Here is a 24964-nt window from a genome sequence, read left to right as displayed (position 1 = left end):
GTTGACTTTTGGCACGCTGTTGAGTTCTCAAGGAACGGACACTTCCTTCAGGCCGCCTTCCAGCGGGCCCTCCGGGCGCTTCGTTCTTTCGTGTTCCCAGCTTACCAGATGTTTTCCGCTCCGTTTCCGGTGCTTCGTTCATCCAACTCGCTGGTGTCTTCTGCGGCTTGACGCCCCGTCCGACGTTTCAAACTCTAGCCGATCCCTGCTCCGAAAAGCGAATCGACCGCAATCCAATAAAACGAACAAGCCGAATAGGAACCAAGCCGCGACAAGACGCGACCCAGCCCGAACCGGGAAGTGGTGTTTCGAAAGGATTGGCTACGGCGGGACCGTCCGCGCAAATGCGTGTCCGGTGCTCCCTGCCAGGCAGCTCGAAGAACACTAGACCTCGGGCAAGGCCGAGTCAAGCGCCGGTTCCGCCTCGGTGGCGCTCTCTTCGGCCACCTCTTCCTCCGCCTTCTCCTCCGCCTCCTCCGCCGGCAGGTGGAAGGCCAGGACGGCGACGTCGTCGTCGTGCTCGGAGGTCACGCCCATCGCCCGCAGGAGGCGGGCGCAGATCACCTCCGGGGCCCCGACCGCGCCGGTGAGGGTGCGGGCGAGGAGGTCGAGGCCCTCGTCGATGTCCTCGTCGCGGCGTTCGACCAGGCCGTCCGTATAGAGGACGCCGGTGGTCCCGGGCAGCAGGCGCAGGGTGTGCGAGACGTGGAGGCCGTCGCCGGTACCGAGCGGCGGGCCGTTCTGCTCCTCGCTGCGCAGGACCGTCCCGTCGGGGCAGCGCAGCAGCATGGGGAGGTGCCCGGCGGAGGCGTAGGAGAGGGTGCGGCGCTGCGGGTCCCAGACGGCGTACGTGCAGGTGGCGATCTGGTTGGCGTCGATCTCCATGGCGAGGCCGTCGAGCAGGCGCATCACCTCGTGCGGGGGCAGGTCGAGCCGGGCGTAGGCGCGGACGGCGGTGCGCAGCTGGCCCATGACGGCGGCGGCGCGCAGGCCTCGCCCCATCACGTCGCCGATGACCAGGGCGGTTCGGCCGCCGTCGATGGCGATGACGTCGTACCAGTCGCCGCCGACGGCGGCCTCGGCGCCGCCGGGCTGGTAGGTGGCGGCGACCCTCAGGTCGGCCGGCTGGTCGAGCTTCTGCGGGAGGAGGCTGCGCTGGAGGGTGACGGCGGCCTCGCGCTGGCGGCGTTCGGCTTCGCGGAGCCGGGCGGCGGCGAGGACCTGGTCGGTGACCTCGGCGGCGAAGATCAGGACGCCGGCGGGCGGTCCCTCGGTGGGGGTGTCCCCGGTGTCCCCGGTGTCCCCGGGGCCGAGCGGGACGCAGGAGACGTTGTAGTAGCGGTTGCCGGTGAGGCCGAGGATGCAGCGGGCCTTGACGCTGCGCGGGCGGCCGCCGCGGATGACCTGGTCCATCAGGGCCAGGACGCCCATGGTGCCGAGTTCGGGGAGGGCTTCTCCGGCGGGCAGGCCGGTGGTGCGGTCTCCGAAGAGTTCGCGGTAGGCGCGGTTCGCGTAGCCGAGCTGGTGGAGCGGGCCGTAGGTGACGGCCACCGGGGCGGGGATCCGGTTGAGGACCTCGCGCAGGTTCTGGGGTTTGTGCAGGTCGAGGAGTTCGGCGGCGGTGGCCAGGTTGGTGGGGTCGCGGGGGCCGGGGACGACGACGCCGTCGGCGGAGGGCGCGCCCTCGTCGGTGCCGGCCCCGGTCGGCGGGGCGGCACGCCAAGGGACTCCGGTGAGCCGGGCGCTCCAGCGCATGAGGTTCAAACGACGGCCGCTTCCTCGATTTCCAGGCATATCATCACTTTTTGTGTGCGCATCAGCACACGGGGTAATGACTAGGTTGGGCTGATCCTGTCAGGCAAGGGCCCGATTCCGGAAGTCGCCCGCCCGGCGTGGCCGCCCGTTCCACCCCGGCGCGGGGCACCGGGGCGCTCACCGCGGGGCGTCCGGACCGCCGTCGGGCCGCGGCCCGGACCCGGCCTCGAACTCCGGACGCGGATGCTCCGCCGCCCCCAGCGAGACCACCTCGCGGGAGAACAGCCCGCCCAGCACCCAGTCCATCAGCACCCGCACCCGGCGCTCCGCGCTCGGCAGGCGCCGCAGGTGCCGGGCCCGGTGCAGCCACCAGGCCCGCCGCCCGGTGATCCGGCGGCCGCGCCGGGTGTGGGCGACGGCCCGGCGCAGGCCCAGCGAGGTCGAGCAGGCGGCGTGGCCCGGCCGGTACTCGGCGAGGCCCGGGGCGTGCGGTCCGGCGTCCAGGGCGACCGCGATGTTCCGGGCGAGCAGCTCGGCCTGGGCGAAGGCGTGCTGGGCGTTGGGCGCGCAGGGCGCCCCGTCCGCGTCGGGGTCCGGTACGGCGGCGCAGTCCCCGGCCGCCCAGACGCCGGGCAGCGCGCGTCCGTCCGGGCCGACGGCTTGCAGGGTGGCGAGGCAGCGGACCCGGCCGAGGGTGTCCAGCGGCAGGTCGGTGTCGCGCAGCAGCGGGGCCGGCCGCACCCCGGCCGTCCAGACCAGGGTGCGGGCACCGAAGCGGCTGCCGTCGGACAGGGCGACGACCCGGTCCGCGGCGGACGCCAGGGTGGTGCGCAACCGGATGTCGACGCCGCGTTCGCGGAGCTGGCCGAGGGTGTGCTCGGCCAGCTCCGGCGACTCCTCGGCCAGGATCCGGTCGGTGGCCTCGACCAGGACCCAGCGCAGGTCCTCGGGGCGGACGTTGTGGTAGCCGCGCACCGCGGTCCGGGCCATGTCCTCCAGTTCGGCGAGCGCGCCGACGCCCGCGTACCCGGCGCCGACGAAGACGAAGGTGAGCGCGGCCTGGCGCAGGGCCGGGTCGCGGGTGGCGGAGGCGAGGTCGAGCTGTTCCAGGACGTGGTTGCGCAGGCCCACGGCCTCGCCGACGGTGGAGAAGCCGCGGCCGTGTTCGGCCAGGCCGGGCACCGGCGCCGTCCGGGAGACCGAGCCGGGCGCCACCACCAGGACGTCGTAGGGGAGTTCGATCGGCGCGGCGGCCTCTCCGGGTCCCGCGGCGTCGGCGAAGGCGCGGCGGGCGGCGTGTTCGATCCGGGTGATCCGGGCGGTCAGCACCCGGCAGTCCGGCAGGGCCCGGCGGAGCGGGACGACCACGTGCCGGGGGTCGATCGAGCCAGCCGCGACCTCGGCCAGCAGCGGGTGGTAGGTGAAGTAGGCCTGGGGCTCGACGACGGTGATCTCGACCTCGCCGCGTCGCAGCCGTTCCCGCAGGCCGCGCTGGAGGTGCAGCGCGGTGGCCATCCCGGCGCAGCCTCCGCCGGCGATCAGGATTCTGATGGTGCACCTCCTGCCGATTGGCGCTTCCTCCCGGCCCCGCGGCCGGGGGTGTCCCCCCTCGCGCCCCCCTATGAAGGACCGGCAGGGGCGGTCTTGTCCACAGTCCGTACCGCGCCGGATGTGACGGGAGTCGACGGGTGGGGCCAGTTGTGCTGCCCGGGCGACTTTCTGACGGACTTTCGGCCGCGAACGGGCGTGAACTATGGTCGGATTGTGTGCCGGAGCGGTTACCGCCATGACAATCGGCGGCGACGCACCGTGGAGCGGCCACTACGGCCAGTTCCAGCGTTGGCTCGAGAACCCGACTGCGGGACAGTCATCCGGGGAAGGGTAGTTCCCGGACAAGGCCCCGGACGGTGCCGACGCGCCGAGCCGGACGCGAGCCGGCCCGGAGGCACGAACCGTGGTCACGAAACGGGACGGGCGGCAACGAGCGATGGGTCATCAGGTCATTTCTGACGGGCTGAGCTGCACCGGGGGGTGCAGGGGCGGGCGACGACAGGGTCCGGGTTCGGGCGCCTGCGGGGGAGAGTTGGGATGATGGAGCAGGAGCAGGTGTTGGGGCGAACGGGAACACCGCACGCCGGCCAGGGCATGGTGCCGGAACAGCGCGGCCCGGTGGACCTGCCACCGGAGGTCGGGGCCGCCTATCCGGGCGTCCCCTACCGGGTGGAGCCACCACCGGCCACCGTGCACGTCCCCGGGGCCCGACTACGGGTGGACGCCCGGCGGAATCTGGAGAGCGTGCTGCGGGCCGCCCGCGAGGTGTTCGGCGAGTTCGGCTACGGCGCGCCGATGGAGGAGGTCGCGCGCCGGGCCGGGGTCGGCGTCGGGACGGTCTACCGGCGCTTCCCGAGCAAGGAGGTGCTGGTCCAGCGGATCGCCGCCGAGGAGGTGGCCTGGCTGACCGCGCAGGCGCGGGAGTCGCTGTACGGCGGCGGCGGCGCCTGGGAGTCGCTGGCCGGTTACCTGGCCCGGGCGGTCAGCACCGGCGCCGGGCGGCTGCTGCCGCCGGAGGCGTTCCGGTACGCGGAGGAGCTGGGCCGGGTGCCCGAGCAGCGGGTGCCCGAGCCGGCCGCCGTCCGGTTCGACCTGCGCGGCGAGGACGCGCAGAACGGTGCGGCCGTCGAGCCGTCGGCGGCCGACGCCGATCCCCGGCTGCTGCTGCAACTGCTGGCCGCCCTGGTCGCCCGGGTCGGCGCGGCCGGCGAACTGCGGCCGGGCGTCACGGTGTCGGACGTCGTGCTGGTGCTGACCGCCTCGGTGCCGGTGCACGCGGCCCGCACCGCGCCGACCACGGCCGGCTTCTCGGCCGGGGGGCAGCAGGCAGAGGGGCAGCCGACCGCCGGCCCCTCGGACCGGCTGCTGGAGATCCTGCTGGACGGCCTGCGGGCACGCTGACGCGCCACCACGGGCGCGGACCCCGCAGGTGGCGGGGACGGGAGTTGGACGGGAGACCGGCGCGCGGACCAGTCACGCGCGCCGGGTGCGGGCGGTACGCAACCACCCGCCCTGTGCTGGCCGAACACATCCGCGACGGCTCCTCGGAAGAGTGGGTCCCGGCCGGTCCGGCTACCGCCCATCTCTGCGCTATGCCATCCTTTGCCCGTGGTTGGAGCCAATGTCCCGATGCGCGCCCTTCGCGCGCCCTCGGCGCCGTACAGCGCGGAACCGTGCGCCCACGCGCTCCCGCGCGCCCTGCCACACTGCGGGGGCTGTCGTGGAATCTGGGGTCCGTTGTGAGCGCCGAGGAACAGAACGACTACGGGTACGGCCTCGACTTCGGCCCGTCCGGAGGCTTGACCGGGGGACTGGCCGACGGCTCGTCCGGCAGCACGTCCAGCACGTCCAGTACGTCCGAAGGCCCCGCCACGGCCTCCGGCGGCCCGGCCCAAGTACCCGGCGCCGCACCGGGTTCGGCCACCGGCCCGACCACCGGACACGTGCCCGACCAGGCGGGCATGCCCAGCCGCGAGTCCCTCTCCGCCTCCGCCGCCGCGCTGCCACCCGGACGGGTGCCCGGCCAGGCCCCGGCCGGCCGGGGCGGCGTCGCCCCCGAGGCGTTCGTCGGCGCCGGCCGCCCCGCCCGCCCCACCGTGCCCGCCCCCGCCGACCCGGTCGACGGCGAGCGCCCGGCCTCCGACGCCGAGTTGACCGCCCGGGTCCGGGCCGGCGACGACACCGCGTACGAGGAGATCTACCGCCGGCACGCCGACTCGGTGCGCCGCTACGCCCGCACCTGCTGCCGGGACAGCTTCACCGCGGAAGACCTCGCCGGCGAGGTCTTCGCCCGCACCCTGCAAGCCCTGAGGGCGGGCAAGGGCCCGGAGTTCGCCGTCCGCGCCTACCTGCTGACCGCCGTCCGGAACGTCGCCGCCGCCTGGACCCGCAGCGAGCGGCGCGAGCAACTCGTCGACGACTTCAGCGTGTTCGCCCAGACCTCGGCCGCCGTCGTCGACCTCGACCTGGCCGACCCCGGCGCCGATGCCTGGGCGATGGCCATGGCCGACCAGCGCATGGTCATGCAGGCCTACGCCGAACTGCCCGAGGACGACCGGGTGGTGCTCTGGCACACCGAGGTCGAGCGGGAGTCCCCGAAGACCGTCGCCGTGATGCTCGGCAAGACCGCCAACGCCACCGCCGTCCAGGCCCACCGGGCCCGCGACCGGCTCGCCGCCGCCTTCCTCCAGGCGCACGTCTCCGGCAGCCAGGACCGCACCTGCGAGGCGTACGCCAACCGGCTCGGCGCGTACGCGCGCGGATCGCTGCGCAAGCGGGCCTCGGCGGAGGTCGGACGGCACCTCCAGGGGTGCGACCGCTGCACGGCCGCCTGCCTCGAACTCACCGAGATCAACACCGGCCTGCGCGCGCTGCTGCCCGGCGGCGTGCTCGTCTGGATCGGGGTCGGCGGGTTCGGCGCCGCCGCGGCGGCCGTCGGCGGAGCCGCCGCGGTCGGCGGTGCGGCTGCGGGCACCGCGGCGGCCACCTCCGGAACCGCGGGAGCCGGTTCGGGTGCGGGTGCAGCGGGTGCGGGCGCCGGTGCGGCCTCCGGCGGAGGCGGGGCCGGAGCCGGCGCCGCGGCCGGCGAGGGCCTGGGCACCGCTGCCAAGGCCGGGATCGCCGCCGCCGTCGCGGTGGCCGCAGCCGCCGTCGCCGCGTACGCGCTCACCGGCTCGCCCGAACCCAAGCCCCCCACGGCCGCGCCTCCCGCCGCCGGCGCCCCCGCCACCCCCCGGCCGCAGGCCCCCGCACCCGGGCCGCCCGCGCCCGCCGACCCGGCGCCCAGCAGCACCGCGGCCGCCCCGGCACCGTCCGAGCCGAGCCCGAGCCCGAGCGCGACGCCGGTCACCCGGTCGACGCCCGCCCCGGCAGCCGCCCAGACCACGACGAAGGCCGCGTCGCCGGTCACGCCGAGCTCGACGACGCCCAAGCGGACCCCCACGCCGCCGCCGGCCCCGGACGTCCCCGCCGTGCCGACGCCCAGCGTGCCGCCGCTGCCCACGCCCGAGCCGCCGGTCATCCCCGTCGTGCCCACGCCCACCGTGCCGCCGCTGCCCACCCCGACGGTCACCCCGCCCGCGCCCACCGACTTCTGGGCCGACTCACTGCCCGTGGTCAAGCCCGGCAACAACCGGGTGCCGCCGCCCGGCCCCAGCATCCGGCAGAAGGGCAGCGACTGGTTCTGGCAGCACGACAGCGCCTGGATCGGCGGCGAACGCCACGGGCACGCCATCACCGTGCACGCCCCGGCGACCACCCTGATCGACCTCAACCGCAGCTGCACGTCCTTCGACGCGGTCGCCGGAGTCGACGACGCCACGCTCTCGCCGGGCGGCGTGGTCTTCTCCGTCCAGGGCGGCGACGGCGGCACCCTGTGGCGCTCCCTCCCGCTCGCCGCGGGGGACGACGCGGTACCGGTGCACGTGCCGCTGGCCGGGCAGAAGTCGATCCGGCTGGTGGTCACCCCGGTGCACGGGATCTGGTCGGCGCTCAACGTGGCGGACTGGGCCGAGGCCCGCTTCAGGTGTTCCTGAAACGGGCCTCGGCGGGGGCTGCGTGGGGTGGGACCCGCACGGGGTGGGGCTTGTGCGGGGTGGGCCTGTGCGGGGTCAGATCGCGCAGGAGCCGTCCGCGCAGGCCTCCCCCGCCGGGGCGACCTGCACCGGCGCCGGGCGGGTCTCGCCGATCTCGGCGGCGACCTGCTCCAGCACCTTGCGGAAGGTCTCGGCGTCCTGGCCGCCCTGCACCGCCCACTTGCCCTCGAACACGAAGGTCGGCACGGCGGTGATGCCCAGCTCCCGGGCCTCGGCCAGCTGCGCGCTCACCTCGGTGGCGCCCTCGTCGCCCGCCAGGTAGGCGGTCACCCGCGCCCGGTCCAGGCCGGCTGCCACGGCGACGTCGGTCAGCGCGGCGCGGTCGCCGACGTCGACACCGTCGGTGAAGTGCGCCTTCAGCAGCTCCTCCTTCAGCCGCCCCTGGACGGCCGCGCCGTACTCGGTCTCGGCGAGGTGCAGCAGGCGGTGGCCCAGGAAGGTGTTGGCGTGCAGCGCGGCGTCGAAGTCGTACGTGATGCCCTCGGCGCGGCCCAGCTCGGCCACCCGTGCGTCCATCGCCACCGACTGCGGGCCGTAGCGCTCGGCCAGCCACGCGCGGTGCGGGCTCGCCGTCGCCGGCGCGTCCGGGACCAGCTGGTACGGCCGGTAGACCACCTCGACGCCCTCCTTGCCGGCGAAGCCCTCCAGGGCCTGCTCGAAGCGGCGCTTACCGATGTAGCACCACGGGCAGGCAATGTCGGACCAGATCTCGACCTTCATGAGGGGACTCCAGGGGTGGGGCGGGGACGGGTATCGGGATAGGTGAACGATGAACCATCTCGGTACATTCCCGGCACCCCGGTCAGCTTCCCTGGTCAGCGACGCCCTGACCCGGGCTGGTCAGCACCCCGACCCCGCCCCGGATCAGCCTTCCGCGGGCGCCGGAACCACCAGCACCGGGCACGCCGCGTGGTGCACCGCCGCCGAACTCACCGAACCCAGTAGCAACCGCGCGAACCCCCCGTTCCCCCGCGTGCCGAGCACCAGCGTGTGCTGCCGGGTCGAGGCCTCCAGCAGCACCTCGATCACGTTCCCCAGCACCACGTGCAGCGACATCTCCCCCGCGTACGGCCGGGAACGCTGCCCCTGCACGGCCACCACCGCCCGGCGCAGCCCGTCCGCCATGCTCTCCACCAGCGTCTCGACGCTCTCCTGCACCAGCTCCGCCATCCCCGGCGGGTAGCCGGCCGGCGCCGGGTTCACCACGGCCAGCACGTACAGCGGTAGCCCGAACGACTCCGCCTCGGTCATCGCCCGGTCCAGCGCCCACAGCGACCCGTCCGACCCGTCGCAGGCCGCCAGTACCCCCGGCGGGCGCCCCGTCGGCGGCCGTCCCGACACCGACAGCACGACGGGAACGGACTGCTCCGGGCTCACGCTGGCCACCACGGCTCTCCTCACCGACGGACTCATTGCCCGCCATCATCACCTGCCCCGGCTCCCGGACCCCGCCGCCCGGCCGGGCGCGGCGCCCGGAGGGGGTCAGGAGGGCCGGACGGGGCCGAGGGCCGGGGGTTGGGCCAGGGGAAGGCCGGTCCAGCAGGCTCCGTGGCGGCGGGCGCGGACGCGGCGGAGCCAGAGTTCGGTGGAGACCAGGTCGGCGAGGCCCGCCAGGGCGGCCGGGGAGAGGGGGGTGGCGGGGTCGGCGAGGCCGGCGCGGACGGCGGGGAGGTCGATGAGGCCGGCTTCGGCGAGGAGGGGGGCGTCGAAGAGTTCGGCGAGGCCGTCGGCGGCGAGGCGCAGGCCGGCCCGGGCGGGGGCGGTGCGGTCGGGGCGGGGGCCGCGGCCCCAGTCGGGGGGCAGGTCGGTGCGGCCGGCGCCGGTGAGGACGGCGTGCAGGAGGGCGTGCCGGGCTCCGGGTTGGAGGCGGACGTCGTCGGGGAGCAGGCGGGCGGCACGGACCACCTGGTTGTCGAGGAACGGCGCGTGCAGCCGCTGGCCGGGCTGTTCGGCGGCGTGGACGAGGGTGCGGTAGGAGCGCGCGTGACGGTAGAGGGCGTGCCGGGCGCGGTGTGCGCCCGGGCGTTCGTCGGGCGCCGGTCTGCGCGCTGCCAGTCGCAGCCGGAGGGCGACGGAGGAGAGCGCCTCGTCGGAGAGCCAGCGGGCGGCCGGGCCGGGGACGCACCAGGCGAGGTCGCCGACCGAACGGTCGCCCGCCGTACGGCCGCCGCCCGGGAGGTGGCGGGCCGTCAACTTGGCGGCGGCGTCGTCCAGCGCCTCGGCGTAGCGGACCCGGGAGAGCCGGTGGGCGGCCCGGACCACGGTGAGCGGGGTGCGCAGCGCACCGGCCAGGACGCCGACGACGGCCCGGTCGGCACCGGCCAGCGCGGCGACCGGGGGCAGCAGTTCGCGCGGGCGGCCGGCCCGGATGAGGTCGGCGAGCCGGGCCGGGTGGCCGTCGAGGACCTGGCGGGCACCGTAGCCGGTGAGGTGGTCGGTGCCGCCGGCGTCGAAGCGGGCCTCGGCACGGGCGGCGGCGACGAGTTCGGGCCCGGGCTCGTCGGTGAGCCGGCCGGGCGGTGCGTCGGCGTGCAGTCCGGCGTACGGGAGGGTGTCGGGGCCGGGGTGGAGCACGGTGTGCCGCAGCCGGGGGGTGTCGGGGGCGAGCGCGAGGGTGGTGGGGGCTTCGGTCTCGCCGAGCGTGACGGCGGCCAACTGTTCCGGGGTGGAGGGTTCTTGGGCGGCGACGCGGGCCCAGGAGCCCTTGACCGCGCCGTTCCTGGCCCCGGCGCCGACGGCCGGCAGGCGCTCCGGGCCCGTGCTCGCGGGCACCGGCGGCAGCGGTACGGCGGCGGCGAGCAGGGCGACGGTGGCGGAGGCGGTGCCGTAGGAGAGGTCGACGCCGAGCCGGGCGCGGCCGGCCGGGCCCCGCGCGGTGGCGGGCGCGGTGGTGCGGACCCGGGAGCGGACGGACTCCAGCAGCGCGCGGGTGAGTTCGCGGACGGCGGGCGCCTCGTCGCGCGGCTGCTCCCGGACGGCGGGGTCGTCGTAGGCGGAGAGGTAGGGGTGGCCACTGCGGATGGCGAGCACGTGGCCGGGCGGCACCCGCTGGACGCCCAGGTACGGGGTTCCGGCGCCGAGGGCCTCGGGCGATTCGGGGCAGGCGAGCCGGGCGGCGAGGTGGCCGGTGTCCAGCGGGGCGCCGACCAGGTCGGCGAGCGGGAGTGCGGCGGTGGCGTACGCGGTGCCACCGGCCCAGGGGGTGTGGAAGACCGGCTGGGCGCCGGCCAGGTCGGTGAGCAGCAGGGTGGAGCGGGTGCCGGTGCGCAGGACGGCGGTGTAACTGCCGGGCCAGGCGGTGAGGTGGCGGACGGCGCCGCCGCGGGCGGCGGCGAGGCCGGCTGCGAGTTCCGCGTCGGTGGCGCCGCAGTGGCCGAGGACGGCGAGGCGCAGGGTGGCGGGGGTGTCCTCGACGGGGTCGGGGGCGGTGGGGCCGGTGGTGACCGTGGCGGGGGCGCCGGGGCGGAGGGTGGCGAGGCGGATCTCCTCGGGGCGCCAGTCCCCGACGGCCCAGAGCGGGTTGGGTCCGGTCCACAGGGGGCGCGCGGCGATCGGTGCGACCGTACCGAGTGCCTCGTGCGCTGGTGCGCCCGCCCGGGGCGTGCCCGTGCTCCAGCCCGTCAGCCACCGCATCGCGCCTCCACCGGACGAGGACCTGCACCCGTACGGCGCTTCCGCCGCCGGGCGGCTCCTCGCCGGTCCGCGGTGTGCCGTGGCGGCCGCCCCGGGTACCGGCGCGCCGTCAGGAGACATCGTGCCACCGGTTGGCGCTCCCGTGGCCCGTGTTGCCGGTTCCGGTTCCGCCGGTGGTCCCGGTGCGGGGCGGTTCCGGTCCCGGCGGCGATCCCGTTGCGGGCAGCGGGTGTTGACGTGTTCGCGTGGTCCGCGGGGCGGGCCGGGCCTTCCCCTCCCCGGCCCGGACCGCCCCCCGTGCCGCCTTTGGCATGGGCATCGCGAGATGGCCGAAAGGCGTCGCCCAGCCCGGGAGGGCATCCGCATGCCCTCCCGGACTCAGCCGCCGCCCGCGGGGATTGAGGCGGCGGCATCCCCCGGCCCGCCGGGTCCTCGACGGCGGGCCGACCCACGACCACCAGCGAATCGCCGACCAGCCGGTCGAGCCAGGGGGCACGGCCGGGCGCACGTGAACACAGGACCGGAGCACGACGCTCCGGCGCGCGGCACCCCCGGCCCGATCCGAGTGGTCCGGACCAACCCCGGCGAGGAGCCGGCGCCGCACCGCCGGGTGCACGATCCCGCCATCCGGAATGCGGCCTCTTAACCGTCGGAACGCGTCCGACTACTCTAGGTACAGCAGCTACGGCCCGGTGCCGCCCGGGCCCCGAGCACAAGGCCGCAGGAGGTGCCGCCGCCACCATGACCGTCAGCCCACGAGGACCGAACGAACGGCTCGGCACGCTCCTGACCCTCGCCCAGATCAGCAACGCCGGACTGGCCCGCCGGGTCAACGACCTGGGCGCCCAGCGCGGGCTGACCCTGCGGTACGACAAGACCTCGGTGGCCCGCTGGGTCAGCAAGGGCATGGTCCCGCAGGGTCCCGTCCCGCACCTGATCGCCACCGCGATCGGCGGCAAGCTCGGCCGCCCGGTGCCGCTGGAGGAGATCGGCCTCGGCGACACCGACCCGGCCCCCGAACTCGGCCTGGCCTTCCCCCGCGACGTCGCCGAGGCGGTCCGCTCCGCCACCGACCTGTGGCGGGTCGACCTCGACCTGCGCCGCGGCCCCGGCGGCGGCCGCTGGAGCGACAGCCTGGCCGGCACCTTCTCGGTCGCCGCCTACGCGACGCCGGTGTCCCGCTGGCTGATCACCCCGGCGGACGGTTCGGTCGCCCGGGAGGCGCCGCGCGCGCCCAGTGAGGCGTCCTCCTACCGGGTCGGCCACTCGGACGCCGCCAAGCTCCGCGAGGCCGCCCAGGAGGCCCGCCGCTGGGACTCCAAGTACGGCGGCGGGGACTGGCGCTCGTCGATGGTGCCGGAGTGCCTGCGGGTGGAGGCGGCCCCGCTGCTGCTGGCCTCGTACAGCGACACCGTCGGCCGGGCGCTGTTCGGCGCGACCGCCGAACTGACCAGGCTGGCCGGGTGGATGGCCTTCGACACCGGGCAGCACGAGGCCGCCCAGCGCTACTACATCCAGGCCCTGCGGCTCGCCCGGGCCGCCGCCGACGTGCCGCTCGGCGGCTACGTGCTCGCCTCGATGAGCCTCCAGGCCGGCTACCGGGGCTTCGCCGAGGAGGCGGTGGACCTCGCCCAGGCCGCCCTGGAGCGCAACCGGGGCCTGGCCACCGCCCGGACGATGAGCTTCTTCCACCTGGTGGAGGCCCGGGCCCAGGCCAAGGCCCGCAACGCGGCGGCGTGCGCGACGGCGCTCGGCGCGGCGGAGAGCGCACTCGAACGGGCCCGCGCCGGGGATCCCGATCCGGCGTGGATCGACTTCTACGCCTACGACCGGCTCGCCGCCGACGCCGCCGAGTGCTTCCGCGACCTCGGAGTGCCCTCCAAGGTCCGCCAGTTCACCCGCGAGGCACTGGCCAAGCCCACCGAGGGCTTCGTCCGCTCGCACGGACTGCGACTGGTGGTCTCGGCGATGGCCGAGGCCGAGGCCGGCAACCTGGACGCCGCGGTCGCCGCCGGCGAGCGCGCCGTCGAGGTGGCTGGCCGGATCTCCTCCCAGCGCAGCCGGGAGTACGTGGTGGAGATGCTGCGCCGCCTGGAGCCCTTCCAGGGCGAGCGCCGTGTCCGGGAGCTGACCGAACGGGCCCGCGCGGTCCTGGTCGCCCCGGCGTGACCGGGGGCGTGCCCGGCGGCAGTTGAGGTGCACCGGCGAGAGGGGCCCGGGCACTCAGGTACGGCACCGCCACCTGGGCCCGGGCCCCCTCGACCGGTCCCGCCCGGCGTGGCAGCATCGGCGGCGGGGGAGCCGGGCGGACTGCGAGGAGCGGGCGGTGGCGTACGACTTCGACGTGCTGGTGGTGGGCGGCGGGATCGTCGGCCTCGCCACCGCGTACGCGCTGACCCGGGCCCGGCCGGGGCTGCGGCTCGCGGTGCTGGAGAAGGAGCCCGGCTTCGCCGCCCACCAGACCGGACGCAACAGCGGGGTGATCCACAGCGGCGTCTACTACCGGCCGGGCTCGTACAAGGCCCGGTACGCGGTGGCGGGCGCCGCCGAGCTGGTGGCGTTCTGCCGCGAGCAGGGCGTCCCGCACGAGGTCACCGGCAAGCTGATCGTGGCCACCGGCACGGAGGAGCTGCCCCGGCTGGCGGCGCTGGCCGAGCGCGGGCGGGCGAACGGCATCCCCGTCACCGAGGTGGACCGGGCCGGGATCGCCCGGTACGAGCCGCAGGTCACCGGGGTGGCGGGGCTGCACGTCGGCACGACCGGCGTCTGCGACTTCCCGGCCGTCGCCACCGCCTACGCCCGGCTGGCCCGGGAGGCGGGTGCGGAGCTCCGGCTCGGCTGCGAGCTGCGGGCGGTGGCCCGGCGGGCGGACGGCGTGACGGTACAGACCTCCACCGGGGAGCTGCGCTGCCAGGTGCTGGTGAACTGCGCCGGGCTGCACAGCGACCGGATCGCCCGGCTGGCCGGGGACGAGCCCGGGGTGCGGATCGTGCCGTTCCGCGGCGAGTACTACGAACTGGCCGAGGGGCGACGGGACTTGGTGCGCGGCCTGGTCTACCCGGTGCCCGACCCGGCCTTCCCGTTCCTCGGCGTGCACCTCACCCGGGGCGTCCACGGGGACGTGCACGTCGGCCCGAACGCGGTGCCCGCGCTGGCCCGCGAGGGCTACGACTGGCGCACCGTGCGCCCGCGCGACCTGGCCGGGACGCTGGCCTTCCCCGGCGCCTGGCGGATCGCCCGGCGGCACTGGCGCCAGGAGGTGGGCGAGTTGCACCGCTCGCTGTCGAAGCGGGCGTTCACCGCCGCCGTGCGGCGGCTGCTGCCCGCCGTCGCCCCCGAGGACCTGGTACCGGCCGGCGCCGGGGTCCGGGCCCAGGCCGTGGCCCGGGACGGCTCGCTGCTGGACGACTTCGCCTTCGCCGGTTTCGACCCGGCCGACCCGCGCTCCCCGCGCCGCGCGGTGCACGTGCTGAACGCCCCCTCCCCCGCCGCCACGGCCTCGCTGCCGATCGGCCGCGAGGTGGCCCGCCGGGCGCTGGCGGCACTGGAGGCCGGCGGATGAGCCCGGTCACAGCACCTTCGGGAGGGGCCCGGGGGCCCCGTAGACTCGGGGAACTGTGACTGCCACCGCCCCGATCCCCCAGCCCTCGCCGTCCGCCCGGTTGTCCGCCGCACCGGCCGGCTACCCCGCGCCGATGTACCCGCACAAGGCCACCGAGGCCCAGCACCGCGAGCGGCGCATCCGCAGCTTCCAGCCGCGCCGGGGCCGGATGACCAACGCCCAGGCGGGCGCCCTGGACCGGGGCTGGGAGGCGTACGGCATACCGATCGACGGCAGCCCGCTCGACCTGCGGGAGCTGTTCGGCGAGCTGCCGGTCACCCTGGAGATCGGCTTCGGCATGGGCGAGACCACGGCCGCCATGGCCGCCGCCGACCCGGCCATGGGCATCCTCGCCGCCGACGTCCACACCCCCGGCCACGGCAACCTGCTCGGCCTGCTGGAGCGCGACGGCTCGCGGAACGTGCGGCCGGCCGCCGGCGACGCCGTGATCCTGCTGCGCGACATGCTGGCGGACGCCTCGCTGGCCGGCCTGCGGGTCTACTTCGCCGACCCGTGGCCCAAGCCCAAGCACCACAAGCGCCGGCTGGTCCAGCCGTCCTTCCTGGAGCTCGTGCTGCCCCGGCTCGCCCCCGGCGCCCTGGTGCACTGCGCGACCGACTGGGAGCCGTACGCGGAGCAGATGCTGGCCGTGCTGTCCGCCTCGCCGGAGCTGGAGAACCTGCACCCCGAGGGTGACGGCAGCGGCTGGCTGGAGCCCGCGGACCACCCGGACGGCAGCATCCCCGGCTACGCGCCGAGGCCGGACTGGCGCCCGGTCACCAAGTTCGAACGGGCCGGGCTGGCCAAGGGGCACGTCGTCCACGACCTGCTGTTCCGCCGCCGCTGAGCCGCCGCCGGCCGTTCGAACAGGCCACCGCGCGATGACCGGTGGGCCGTTCCCCGGACGGACGGTTCGTCCCGAGTCCTCCCGACGGGCGGGTGCGGTGGCCTACCCTGTGCCGCATGGGCAGCCCGGCCGGCGGCGGGTCCCGGGCCACCGTCCAGGCCGCCGCTGACGCACCGGAGACGGTCCCGCGCACCGGCGACACCCGGACCATCCCGGGGCCCCGGAGGCGCCGGGCCCACCGCCTCGCGCCCTGGGCCGGCGCCGCGTCACCGCCGCCGGCCGGAGCCGTCGCACCGCCCCGGCGCGGCCGCTCGGTGGCAATCTCCTCCGTCACCGCCACCGCCGTACTGACCCTGGCCGGCTGCGGGGTGCTGATCCTGCACCTGGTCCAGCGGCAGACCGGCACCGTCGGGCTGCTGGTCGGCGTCGGCCTGGCGATGGTGCCGCTGCCGTTCGTGCTCGGCGCCCTGGCCTGGCTCAACCTGACCGCCCGGGTACCGCTGCGGCACACCGTGTTCTGCCTCGCCTGGGGCGCCTGCGCGGCCACCACCGTCGCCATCGTGGCCAACAACTGGACCGCCAGCTACCTGACCTCGCACCAGGGCCCGCTCGGCGAACTGCTGGGCGCCGGCATCGCCACCCCGCTGATCGAGGAGACCGCCAAGGCCACCGCCCTGCTGGTGCTGCTGCTGCCGCTCGGCCAACGGCTGCGCTGCCACGGCCGCCGCACCGGCCGCCCCTGCGCGCCGCTGCTGCACCGGCTGCCGGCCCCCCGGCTCCCCCGGACGTACGCCCGCCGCCCGGCCGGTCCGCACGCCCGGGGCCGGCTGCGGCTGCGCCCGTACCTGCGCCCGCTGCCGTACCTGCGCCCGGCCCCGCCCTCCGGCGGCGGCCCGCACCGCCGCTCCCGGCCCCGCACCCTGGCGGCCGGGGTGGTGCTGGGCGGGATGACCGCCTGCGGCTTCGCCTTCACCGAGAACGCCCTCTACCTGGGCCGGGCGTTCACCACCGACCAGCGGCAGCGGCTGGACAGCATCGGCCTCGGCGATCCGCCCAGCCTGCGCGACTTCGACGGCACCGTGCAGACCTTCGTGCTGCGCGCCCTGCTCTCCCCCTTCGCGCACCCGCTGTTCACCGCGCTCACCGGGATCGGCCTGGCCGTCGCCCTGACCACCGGGCGGCGCTGGCTGGCCCGGCTGGCCGCGCCGACCGGGCTGCTGCTGGCGATGGCGCTGCACGGCACCTGGAACGCCGCCGCCGACCTCGGCACGGACGGCTTCCTGGCGGTGTACGGGGCACTGATGGTGCCCTGCTTCGCCGCGTTGGTCTGCTTCGCGGCCTGGGCCAGGTCCCGGGCGTCCCGGCACGCCGCCCGGCGCGGCAGGCGCTCTGCCGGGGTGGTCTGAAGAACCGATTTCCCATCTCGGCGACTTCCCCGTATTGTTGTGTTCACCGACGCGGGGTGGAGCAGCTCGGTAGCTCGCTGGGCTCATAACCCAGAGGTCGCAGGTTCAAATCCTGTCCCCGCTACTCAGTAGCAACGAAGGGCCCGGAGGATTCGTCCTCCGGGCCCTTCGCGTTCCCCGGCACGGCGAAGGAACGTTCTGCCGCGAAGCCGCAACGGACCTGGGCCCCCGTCAGCGGAGACCGCCCGAACGACGGCCGCCGGGCGGGCCGCCCGCCGGGCCGCCGATAAATCCGTTGCCCTCCGGCCGGTGGGCTGCCTATCGTGGCGGCACACTGAAGGGAGGTGATCCTGAATTGAGTTCCATCAGGATGCGTGAGGTGGCTGCTCGCTAGAGCCGCCCCTGCCTGCGCGGGGTGAGGCCTGAGGCCTCCGGCAGGCGAAATCCATAGCAGTCACCCGGCCCGCAGGCCCACCGGTACATCCCCGGTGCCTCGGCGCCAGGCCAGTGCACGGGCCGGCGCGGAGGAGCAGCCTGCGGGCTGTCTGCGTTCTCCACCGCTCTCCGGTGTCTTCCGCCGCTCTTCGCCGTCACCCGCGCCCCGTCCGGGGCGCCCCCGCGTCGTACCCGGGTCGTTCCCGTGGTGGGGCCGCGGCGCTAGAGTCGGCGCGGGTTCCGGAGCGGAGCGGCGCAGGCACAGGGGGTAGGCAATGGCGAAGGCCCGGCGGCGGAGCGGCACGACGACCCTGCGGACGGCCCGGTGGGCCGCGACCGGGGTGCTGGCCGGGACGGGCCTGCTCGGGCTGCTGCTCTTCTCGCTCGGCCGGGAGAAGGCCTGGCAGGCGTTCGGCGGCGGGCTGGTGGTGGCCGGGGCCTCGACGGTGCTCGGCGGCGCGCTCGGCTTCCTGTTCGGGGTGCCCCGGGTACGCAGCGGCAGCGGCGAGCCGCAGGGCTCGTACGCCCCGAACACCAACCTGGAGCAGGTGTCCGACTGGCTGACCAAGGTGCTGCTGGGCGTCGGGCTGACCCAGCTCGGCTCGCTCGGCGAGCGGCTGCACCAGCTCGGCACCGCGCTGGCCCCCGCACTGGGCGGGGAGGACGCCGCGGTGCCGTTCGCGGCGGCACTGGTGCTGTACTTCGTGGTCTTCGGCTTCCTGGCCGGCTGGCTGGTGACCAGGCTCGCGCTGCCGCAGGTGCTGACCGACGCCGACCAGGCCCTGGACCTCTTCCTCGCCGGGCAGGACCGCGACCGGCGGGGCGACAAGGTGGGTGCCGACGACCTGCGGGTCCGGGCGATGCAGCAGCTCGGGCTGCTGGGGGGCAGCGCGGAGCAGTCGGCCGCGCTCGCCGCGCAGCTGCCGCCCGCCTCCTCGCCCTCGTCCGGGCCGGAGGGCGTGGTGGCCGAGGTCCGCTCGACGGCGCGGCGCTCGGCGCTGACCGCCGACCAGGTGCGGGCCCTGTACGCGGACGGCTCCGAGGGCCGCCGGATCCAGGCGCTCGCGCTGATGCAGGGCGACCCGTCGCTGGCCGACCTGCCGAGCCTGCTGGACGCGATCGAGCGTCCACGCTCCGGCTTCGAGCAGTACCACGCGCTGCTGGCCGCCCGGGGCCTGCTCTCCCGGCTGCCCGGCGCCGAGGCGCAGCGGCTGCGGGACGCGGTGGCCGGGCAGTTGGTGCTGCCGGAGGGGATCCCGTACGGGTCGGACCGCAGCTGGCTGGCGGAGAAGATACTGTCCCGGCTGGAGGCGACGGCCTTCGTCCCGACGCAGCCGGCCCGACCCGCCGAGCCTGACCACCCGGGACAGCCGGGACAGCCGGGACAGCCGGTCCCACCCGCTCAGCCCGCTCAGCCAGCTCAGCCCGTCCAGTCGGCTCCGTCGGCGGGCGACCCCAGCTAGCTGCCGAACTCCTTGACGGTGAAGCGCAGTTCGGGCTGCTCCCAGGGCGTCTTGACCTGCGGCGGGCGGGTGCCCGTGCGCTCGGCGCCCACCTGGAGGTAGAAGCCCTCGGCGGGCGGGTGGGACACCACCTTGACCGAGGCGATCCCGGCGGCCCGGGCGCGCTCCAGCATGTCCGCGATCAGCTTCCGCCCGATGCCGAGCCCCTGGGCCTCGTCGGCGACGAACATGAGGTCCAGTTCGGCCGGTTCGCGGATCAGGCCGTAGAAGCCGAGCAGCCGGTCGGTGGTCGGGTCCGAGGCCAGGAACACCTCGTGCCGGGCGATGTACTCGGGGGTGACCTGGTAGCCGTCGATCATCGCCGAGTAGTGGCCGCGGTAGGCGGTGGAGGCCTGTATCAGCTCGGTGAGCCGGTCGGCGTCGGCCGCCCTGGCACGCCTGACGGTCGTCTCGTTCATGCGGGCGAGTATAGGGGCGCTGACCAGGAGAGACCATTACTTTTCGGCAGCAGACCGGCGGCGGCGGTCGGCGGCCCGCAGGACCAGGACCCGGCGGGTGCGGCCGTCCGCGGCGCGGGGGAAGCGGCGGATCTCGCTGGCGACGCGGCGCTCGCCGAGCGCGTACCGCAGCGGGTCGAGGTGGGCGCAGCGGAGGCCGTGGCCGTCGTGCAGCGGCTGGACGCGGACCTCGCCGTCCGGGGAGGTCACCCGGACGAGTTCCACCAGGGCGTCCAACTGCCTTTCGAGGCCGAATAGTTCGGGGTAGGCGAAGAGCAGGTAGCCGCTCAGGGTGAGCGCGAAGGCGCCGTCCGCGAACGGCAGTCGGGGCAGCGCGGCGGCCACGTACTGCTGCGGGTGCGCGGCCGAGTCGGCGGCGAACAGGCGGCGGGCGCGGTCCCAGCTGCGCAGGTAGCGGTCCGGCCGGCAGGAGCGCGGTGACGGGTACAGGTGCGGACGGGCGGCCATCGCGGTGGCCATCGACGCCCGGGCCGCCAGCGCGTGGGCCGCGACCTCGGGTGCGGGGAGCGCGTACGCCGGGTCGGCGGCGATCACCCGGCAGCCGAGCCGACGCGCCTCGGCGGCCAGGCCGGCCGCACCGCCCGGACAGTCCAGCACCGGGCCCGGCAGCGCGGCGAGCTGGGCCCGGGTGAGGTCGAACAGGTCGCAGTACTCGTCCAGCGGGCGGGAGGTGACCAGGATGTCCCGGCCCAGGGCGCCCGGGTCGGCGGGGGTGTGTGCGGCGGCCACCCGGCCATCCCAACACGGGCCGGCCCCACCCGCATCCGGAGCACGTCCGGGTGTGGGCGGGGCCGGGGAGGCGGGCGGGGCAGGCGGGGAGGGCCGCGGGGTTCAGCGGCCGAGCAGGCCCTGGGCGGCGGCCCGGTTCACGTTGGTCAGGCCGCGGACCAGCTGGGCGGTGAGGATGATGAGCAGCACCCCGACCAGCGAGAGGCCGGCGATCTGCCAGGCCCCCTCGATGTAGTAGACGTGCTGGACGTTGTCGCTGTCGTAGAAGTCGAAGATCCGGTACCCGCGCCAGGAGGTGAAGGCCGGAAAGACCCAGTGGTAGAGCGGGTACAGCGCCATCGCCCAGCCGAGCAGCAGGAACACCAGCGACAGGACGAAGCTGAGGACCGCCCACGGGAACATCACCACCTGGTAGAACGCGGCCTTCCACCCGGCCGGGTCCGCCAGCCGCGCGGTGATCGCCCCCCAGGTGCCCGGGCGGGTCTGGCGCACCGGCGCCGGGGCGGGCACGTCCAGGGCCAGCATGCCGCGCACCCGGGCCCGCTCCATCCGGCCCATGCCGCGGGCGACGGTGGTCAGGAGGGCGAGGACGGGCAGGCCGAGGACGGTGACGAAGGTGCCGATCCCCATGCAGAACAGCACGATCGAGACGGAGAAGCCGATGACCGACAGCGGCAGGCCGGTGAGCGTGTAGCCGATCTCGCGGTAGTAGTGCCCGGAGAACGGCGCCCGCCAGACGGCCGGCGGCTCCTCGGTCCGGTGGGCCCGAGCGGGACGCGGGTCGTCGCCGTAACCACCGAGGACGTCCCACTCGCGGTCCTGCGTGCTTCGGCTGATGCTCATGTCCCGGCCCCGGTCCCTCGTTCTCGACTGCTGATGGCACCAGTCTGGTCGAACGGCGGGCCGGGGAGGATCCGGAGGCCTGGCGGATCGGGGGTGGGGTTAACCCCCCGGGCCTGACCCGGCAGGCCTGCCCCCAGGTCCGCGTGGACGTCCGCGTCGGACGTCCACGCCGGACGTCCACGCCGGGCCGTCAGCCGGTCGCGCCGCGCCACTCGTCGGCGAGCAGCGAGTACAGGTACGAGTCGGACCAGGCGCCACCCTTGTAGAGGTCGTGCCGGACCCGCCCCTCCAACTGGAACCCGAGCCGGAGGAGCACCTTGGCCGAGGCGCCGTTGTCCACGTCGACCCGGGCCGCCAGCCGGTGCACGCCGAGGGCCTCGAAGGAGAGCTCGCAGAGCAGGCCGGCGATCTCGCCCGCGTAGCCGCGGCCCCAGACGTCGCGGCCCAGCACGTAGCCGAGGTGGGCGGAGCGGTGCTTGCCGAGGGTGAGGGAGGCGTGGGCGATCGGCACGGCGTCCACCGGGTCCTCGGCGTCGTCGCGCCGGGTGACGGCCAGCCGGTAGGTGTCCCGTTCCGGCGCCATCGCCTCCTCCAGGTAGAGCTCGATCTGGTCGGCGCAGGTTTCACGGTCGCGCGGCTCGAAGGGGAGGTAGCGGGTGACCTCCGGGTCGCTGAACAGCCCGTACAGCGCGTCCACGTCGCCGGCGGTGTGGTGATACTCGCGGATGGCCAGCCGGGGGCCGGTGAGTCGTACGGGGACCATGGCAGCCGACCCTACCCCCGGCCAGCGGTTACCGTTCGAGCTATGAACGACGAAGACCTGCGGCTCGCCCCGCGCACCAGGGCCTCCGACCTGCTCGCCTGGGCGGCGGAAGAGGACCGCGCCCCGGTGGCCGAAGCGCCGCTGCGCGCGGTGCTGGCCCTGCTGGAGCTGGGCGAGGGCAGGATGCACGACGGCTGGCCCGAACTGACCTCGAACGCGGTGGAGCACCTGCTGTACGAGCGGCTCTACCTGTACGTCCAACCCGAACCGGAGGCGGACCCGCTGGCGTACGGCGCCGCCGTCCGGCTGCTGACCGACCACCAGCGGGCCGCCAAGCGGCTCAACGCCAAGCGCCAGGAGCGGCTGCACGCCGAGGCCGAGTGGCAGGGCGAGGTCGCGGCCGGGCTGCTGCGCCGCGCCGACCTGGTGACCTGGCCCCGGCTGTACGCGCTGCTGCTGCACGCGTACGGGGCGGACGTCGCGGATCCGGAGGCGGTGCGGGAGTGGCTGACCGGCTTCCGGGAGCTGGCGCAGGAGGAGCGGCTGGCCGTGTTCGCCGCACTGGCGCAGACCGGCTGGCTGGACGAGGTGGACGAGCAGGGCTGGAGCCCGACCCGGGTGATCTCGGTCGGCATGGCCACCGACGGCGCGCGCCGGCTGCTGGAGCAGGGCCTGATGCGGCGCAGCTACCGCAACCTGGCCGAGCTGACCGCGCTGGGCCAGCCGATGCCGGACGAACTGGCCGGGGACTTCGGAGCGTTCGAGGAGGCGGCGGTGGAAGCCGCGCTCGACCTGTACGGGGAGTGGACGGTGCCCGGGCTGCCACGACTGCTGGTGGAGGAGTTCCCGGACCTCGCGCCGGAGCCGGGGCAGGAGGAGATCGACGCGTACCTGGCCGGGCTGGCGCAGGAGGAGTTCGACGCCCGCCTGGAGGGGCTGGCGGGGCCGGCGCAGGAGGAGTTCGACGCGCACCCGGCGGAGCCGGCAGACCCGGCGCAGGAGTGACGCGGCGAAGCCCCGGCCGCGGTGCCTTCTGGTTCCGGCGGCCGGGGCTTCGCGGGTGCGTCAGGGGTTGAGGCCGCGCTGCTGGTTCCGGCGGCCGGGGCTTCGCGGGTGCGTCAGGGGTTGACGCCGCGCTGCTGGAACCAGGTCTCCGGGTCGACGGGGGCGCCGCCACCGGGGCGGACCTCCACGTGCAGGTGCGCGCCGGTGACGTTGCCGGTGGCGCCGACCTTGCCGATCTGCTGGCCGGAGCCGACCTTGCCGGAGCCCTTGATGATCGAGGAGAGGTGGCAGTACCAGATCTCGGTGCCGTCGGGCAGGGTCTCGACGATCCGGTAGCCGTACGAGCCGGACCAGCCGGCCGAGGTGATGGTGCCCTGGCCGACCGCGTAGACGGGGGTCCCGGTGTCGGCGGCGAAGTCCAGGCCGGTGTGCAGGTGGGCCCAGTAGCGGGCGCTCTGGCCGTAGTGGGCGGTGAGGTGGTAGTCGCGCACCGGCAGGGTGAGGGCGGCGGCCTTGGCCCGCTCGGCTTCCTCGGCGGCCCGCTTGGCCTCGGCCTCCTTGGCGGCGGCCTTGGCCTCCGCCTCCTTCGCGGCCTGGACGCGGGCGTCCTCCTCGGCGGCGGTGCGCTGGCTGTCGGCCTGCAGCTGGATGCGGGCGGCGAGCGCGAGGCCGGGGTCGGCGGAGAGGGCGACCGGGGTCTCGTCCGGGGTCTCGATGGCGGGGGCGGCGGCCGGGGTGGCGGAGGCGAAGCCGGTGGCGCCCAGGGTGGCGGCGACGGCGGTGACGCCGAGCAGCGGGGAGGCCCCACGGACCTGACGCGGCATCCGGTGCCGGTTGGTCTCGGCCTCCGGGCCCGCGTACTCGGGGCCGTCCGGGCCGGGGTGGTCGAGGAGCCGGGTACCTGCTGCGAGGCCGGCCGGGTGTGCCGGAGTGTGCGTCGACGCCACGGAGGCGCGCTCCTTTCCTTCCTTCGCGCCTACCGGGTTAGCTGACGGGTTCGGAGCAGGAAGGTCTCCTACGGCCGGGCCGGAGCCCCGCCGATTCACCCCAAGGAACGTGGTTCCCCGGCTCCCTGACCTGCCCGGAGGCCGGTCGGCGGGATTAGGCGACGGCGCACGGTGCCGTCTGGGTACGGCGTTGACGACCGCGCTGCGTTATCAAACGTTAATCCTAGGAGGCCCTGATTCCAAGCCGTTCGCCCGGGACGACCGGAGACGGGCGGGGCACTCCGGGGCACGACGGGCGTTTTGTTCCCCTTGGACACCCCTGCACCCCCTTGAGCACCGTTGACGCCACCTCACGTGATCGGACGTCAACGAACGACCCTTCATCCGCGCACCCCCCGCCGGCCTCCCCCGCTCCGCAGGGCGCGAGGGCTTGACGGCTAAGGCTATTAGCCTTAGCTTTATGGCTATCGGCGGCAGCACCGAAGCCCCGCACCGGCAACCCTCCGGAGGCCCACCATGAACGCCACCAGCGCCCCCACCACCCAGTACCTCGACGTCACCGGCGGCCGCCTCGCCTACGACGACACCCGACAGGGCGACGGCGCCCCCGTCGTGCTGCTCCCCGGAATGCTCGACACCCGCGCCGCCTACCGGCACCTCCGCCCGCTGCTGGCCGCCGCCGGCCGCCGGGTCATCACCATGGACCTGCGCGGCTTCGGGGAATCCTCGATCATCTGGGACGACTACTCCCCCGCCGCCATCGCCACCGACGTCCTCGCCCTGCTCGACCACCTCGGCATCGACCGCGCCGTCCTGGTCGGCAACTCCTACACCGGCGCGACGGTCGTCAAGGCCGCCGGCGACGCCCCCGAGCGGGTCGCCGGCATCGCCCTGATCGACGCCTTCATCGAGAACCCCCCGCCCGGCGCCCTCATGCGCGGCGCCCTCCGCGTCATGGGCTTCCTGACCGTCCACTCGCCCGCCTTCTGGGGCCTCTACCACCGCAAGCTGGCCTACCCGGGCGCCAGGCCCGCCGACTTCGACCCGTACGTGGCCGGACTCGTCGCCGCCATGCGCACCCCCGGCCGCAAGACCGCCACCCGCGGACACGTCAGCGGGGACTCCGCGCCCGTCGGCTGGACCGCGGCCGTGCGCTGCCCCTCGCTCGTCATCATGGGCAGCAAGGACCCCGACTTCCCCGAGCCGGAAGCCGTCGCCGACCGGCAGGCCATCGCGCTCAACGCGCGGAAGGTCATGATCGACGGATCCGGGCACTACCCGATGGCCGACAACCCGCAGGCCACCGCCGACGCCCTGCTGCCCTTCCTCGCCGAACTCGCCTGAGCCCCGCCCGCCCACGTCAGCCCCGCCACG

General features: G+C 75.5%; 18 protein-coding genes, 1 tRNA gene, 1 pseudogene and 1 riboswitch. Of the genes and pseudogenes, 10 read left to right on the top strand and 10 right to left on the bottom strand.

Translation table 11 applies throughout. The features are described 5' to 3' along the window. Nucleotides 1-495: 495 nt before the first annotated feature. Both AB0P03_RS08165 and AB0P03_RS08160 read right to left on the bottom strand, forming a co-directional pair. Nucleotides 496-1764, bottom strand: a pseudogene (locus AB0P03_RS08165) (SpoIIE family protein phosphatase); the annotation flags it as partial. A 168-nt stretch (nucleotides 1765-1932) separates the two neighbouring features. Then, nucleotides 1933-3294: an FAD-dependent oxidoreductase gene (locus tag AB0P03_RS08160; protein ID WP_363628089.1), complete on the bottom strand. Its 1362-nt coding sequence runs from the start codon at nucleotides 3292-3294 to the stop codon at nucleotides 1933-1935. Between the two features lie 549 nt (nucleotides 3295-3843). Here AB0P03_RS08160 and AB0P03_RS08155 point away from each other — a divergent pair. Both AB0P03_RS08155 and AB0P03_RS08150 read left to right on the top strand, forming a co-directional pair. Beyond that, entirely contained in the window at nucleotides 3844-4707 is an 864-nt protein-coding gene (locus tag AB0P03_RS08155; RefSeq protein ID WP_363628083.1) for a helix-turn-helix domain-containing protein, read from the top strand. Between the two features lie 338 nt (nucleotides 4708-5045). Next, on the top strand, nucleotides 5046-7340 hold the full coding sequence (locus tag AB0P03_RS08150) for a sigma-70 family RNA polymerase sigma factor (protein WP_363628082.1): 2295 nt from the start codon (nucleotides 5046-5048) through the stop codon (nucleotides 7338-7340). A gap of 75 nt (nucleotides 7341-7415) precedes the next feature. Here the strand turns inward: AB0P03_RS08150 and AB0P03_RS08145 are convergent, their stop codons facing one another. The 3 genes from AB0P03_RS08145 to AB0P03_RS08135 all read right to left on the bottom strand — a co-directional run bounded on the left by AB0P03_RS08145 (nucleotide 7416) and on the right by AB0P03_RS08135 (nucleotide 11033). Beyond that, on the bottom strand, nucleotides 7416-8120 hold the full coding sequence (locus AB0P03_RS08145; protein WP_363581317.1) for a DsbA family oxidoreductase: 705 nt from the start codon (nucleotides 8118-8120) through the stop codon (nucleotides 7416-7418). Nucleotides 8121-8264: 144 nt separating this feature from the next. Next, a complete protein-coding gene (locus AB0P03_RS08140) occupies nucleotides 8265-8786 on the bottom strand; it encodes a universal stress protein (protein ID WP_363581319.1) in 522 nt (173 codons plus the stop codon). A 96-nt stretch (nucleotides 8787-8882) separates the two neighbouring features. After that, complete coding sequence (locus tag AB0P03_RS08135; RefSeq protein WP_363628081.1) at nucleotides 8883-11033, bottom strand: asparagine synthase-related protein; 2151 nt, start codon at nucleotides 11031-11033, stop codon at nucleotides 8883-8885. Nucleotides 11034-11774: 741 nt separating this feature from the next. Here AB0P03_RS08135 and AB0P03_RS08130 point away from each other — a divergent pair. The 6 genes from AB0P03_RS08130 to AB0P03_RS08105 all read left to right on the top strand — a co-directional run bounded on the left by AB0P03_RS08130 (nucleotide 11775) and on the right by AB0P03_RS08105 (nucleotide 18785). Beyond that, entirely contained in the window at nucleotides 11775-13202 is a 1428-nt protein-coding gene (locus tag AB0P03_RS08130) for a hypothetical protein (RefSeq protein ID WP_063348294.1), read from the top strand. Nucleotides 13203-13359: 157 nt separating this feature from the next. Beyond that, a complete protein-coding gene (lhgO, locus tag AB0P03_RS08125; protein WP_363628080.1) occupies nucleotides 13360-14595 on the top strand; it encodes an L-2-hydroxyglutarate oxidase in 1236 nt (411 codons plus the stop codon). A gap of 55 nt (nucleotides 14596-14650) precedes the next feature. Further along, nucleotides 14651-15481 (top strand): tRNA (guanosine(46)-N7)-methyltransferase TrmB, encoded by an 831-nt coding sequence (trmB, locus tag AB0P03_RS08120; RefSeq protein WP_363581325.1) that lies wholly within the window; start codon nucleotides 14651-14653, stop codon nucleotides 15479-15481. Between the two features lie 116 nt (nucleotides 15482-15597). Then, nucleotides 15598-16887: a PrsW family intramembrane metalloprotease gene (locus tag AB0P03_RS08115; protein ID WP_363581327.1), complete on the top strand. Its 1290-nt coding sequence runs from the start codon at nucleotides 15598-15600 to the stop codon at nucleotides 16885-16887. Nucleotides 16888-16937: 50 nt separating this feature from the next. Continuing rightward, nucleotides 16938-17011, top strand: a tRNA-Met gene (locus tag AB0P03_RS08110). A gap of 586 nt (nucleotides 17012-17597) precedes the next feature. Further along, nucleotides 17598-18785, top strand: a complete 1188-nt coding sequence (locus AB0P03_RS08105) for a hypothetical protein (protein ID WP_363628079.1) — start codon at nucleotides 17598-17600, stop codon at nucleotides 18783-18785. Here AB0P03_RS08105 and AB0P03_RS08100 read toward each other — a convergent pair. The 4 genes from AB0P03_RS08100 to AB0P03_RS08085 form a co-directional block, all read right to left on the bottom strand. Continuing rightward, a complete protein-coding gene (locus tag AB0P03_RS08100) occupies nucleotides 18782-19243 on the bottom strand; it encodes a GNAT family N-acetyltransferase (protein WP_363628078.1) in 462 nt (153 codons plus the stop codon). The genes AB0P03_RS08105 and AB0P03_RS08100 overlap by 4 nt on opposite strands. Before the next feature lie 36 nt (nucleotides 19244-19279). Beyond that, entirely contained in the window at nucleotides 19280-20032 is a 753-nt protein-coding gene (locus tag AB0P03_RS08095; RefSeq protein ID WP_363628077.1) for a hypothetical protein, read from the bottom strand. Between the two features lie 102 nt (nucleotides 20033-20134). Further along, the gene (locus tag AB0P03_RS08090; RefSeq protein ID WP_363581335.1) at nucleotides 20135-20875 is read right to left on the bottom strand and encodes a sensor domain-containing protein; all 741 of its coding nucleotides are present in this window, start codon (nucleotides 20873-20875) and stop codon (nucleotides 20135-20137) included. A 190-nt stretch (nucleotides 20876-21065) separates the two neighbouring features. Further along, nucleotides 21066-21638: a GNAT family protein gene (locus tag AB0P03_RS08085; protein ID WP_363581337.1), complete on the bottom strand. Its 573-nt coding sequence runs from the start codon at nucleotides 21636-21638 to the stop codon at nucleotides 21066-21068. A 42-nt stretch (nucleotides 21639-21680) separates the two neighbouring features. Here AB0P03_RS08085 and AB0P03_RS08080 point away from each other — a divergent pair, with 42 nt between their 5' ends. Then, nucleotides 21681-22643 carry a hypothetical protein gene (locus tag AB0P03_RS08080; protein ID WP_363581339.1) on the top strand — a complete coding sequence of 321 codons (963 nt, stop codon included), beginning with the start codon at nucleotides 21681-21683 and terminating at the stop codon, nucleotides 22641-22643. Nucleotides 22644-22756: 113 nt separating this feature from the next. Here AB0P03_RS08080 and AB0P03_RS08075 read toward each other — a convergent pair whose 3' ends face one another. Next, the gene (locus AB0P03_RS08075; protein WP_363581341.1) at nucleotides 22757-23590 is read right to left on the bottom strand and encodes a M23 family metallopeptidase; all 834 of its coding nucleotides are present in this window, start codon (nucleotides 23588-23590) and stop codon (nucleotides 22757-22759) included. A gap of 12 nt (nucleotides 23591-23602) precedes the next feature. Then, a riboswitch (cyclic di-AMP (ydaO/yuaA leader) is annotated at nucleotides 23603-23761 on the bottom strand. A gap of 345 nt (nucleotides 23762-24106) precedes the next feature. Here AB0P03_RS08075 and AB0P03_RS08070 point away from each other — a divergent pair. Next, nucleotides 24107-24934, top strand: a complete 828-nt coding sequence (locus AB0P03_RS08070) for an alpha/beta hydrolase (RefSeq protein ID WP_363581343.1) — start codon at nucleotides 24107-24109, stop codon at nucleotides 24932-24934. Nucleotides 24935-24964 lie beyond the last annotated feature (30 nt).

Source organism: Kitasatospora sp. NPDC088779, from assembly GCF_040685395.1.
GTDB lineage: Bacteria > Actinomycetota > Actinomycetes > Streptomycetales > Streptomycetaceae > Kitasatospora.
The sequence above is the reverse complement of the archived record's forward strand: the minus strand, read 5'-3'. Positions and strand labels throughout refer to the sequence as shown.

Bases quoted from the DNA above. Each gene is read 5' to 3' on its own strand.
- AB0P03_RS08100 (WP_363628078.1), bottom strand. From the start codon at position 19,243: ATGAACGAGACGACCGTCAGGCGTGCCAGGGCGGCCGACGCCGACCGG.
- AB0P03_RS08130 (WP_063348294.1), top strand. From the start codon at position 11,775: ATGACCGTCAGCCCACGAGGACCGAACGAACGGCTCGGCACGCTCCTG.
- AB0P03_RS08145 (WP_363581317.1), bottom strand. From the start codon at position 8,120: ATGAAGGTCGAGATCTGGTCCGACATTGCCTGCCCGTGGTGCTACATC.
- AB0P03_RS08115 (WP_363581327.1), top strand. From the start codon at position 15,598: ATGGGCAGCCCGGCCGGCGGCGGGTCCCGGGCCACCGTCCAGGCCGCC.
- AB0P03_RS08090 (WP_363581335.1), bottom strand. From the start codon at position 20,875: ATGAGCATCAGCCGAAGCACGCAGGACCGCGAGTGGGACGTCCTCGGT.
- AB0P03_RS08085 (WP_363581337.1), bottom strand. From the start codon at position 21,638: ATGGTCCCCGTACGACTCACCGGCCCCCGGCTGGCCATCCGCGAGTAT.
- AB0P03_RS08155 (WP_363628083.1), top strand. From the start codon at position 3,844: ATGATGGAGCAGGAGCAGGTGTTGGGGCGAACGGGAACACCGCACGCC.
- AB0P03_RS08135 (WP_363628081.1), bottom strand. From the start codon at position 11,033: ATGCGGTGGCTGACGGGCTGGAGCACGGGCACGCCCCGGGCGGGCGCA.
- AB0P03_RS08080 (WP_363581339.1), top strand. From the start codon at position 21,681: ATGAACGACGAAGACCTGCGGCTCGCCCCGCGCACCAGGGCCTCCGAC.
- AB0P03_RS08070 (WP_363581343.1), top strand. From the start codon at position 24,107: ATGAACGCCACCAGCGCCCCCACCACCCAGTACCTCGACGTCACCGGC.
- AB0P03_RS08105 (WP_363628079.1), top strand. From the start codon at position 17,598: ATGGCGAAGGCCCGGCGGCGGAGCGGCACGACGACCCTGCGGACGGCC.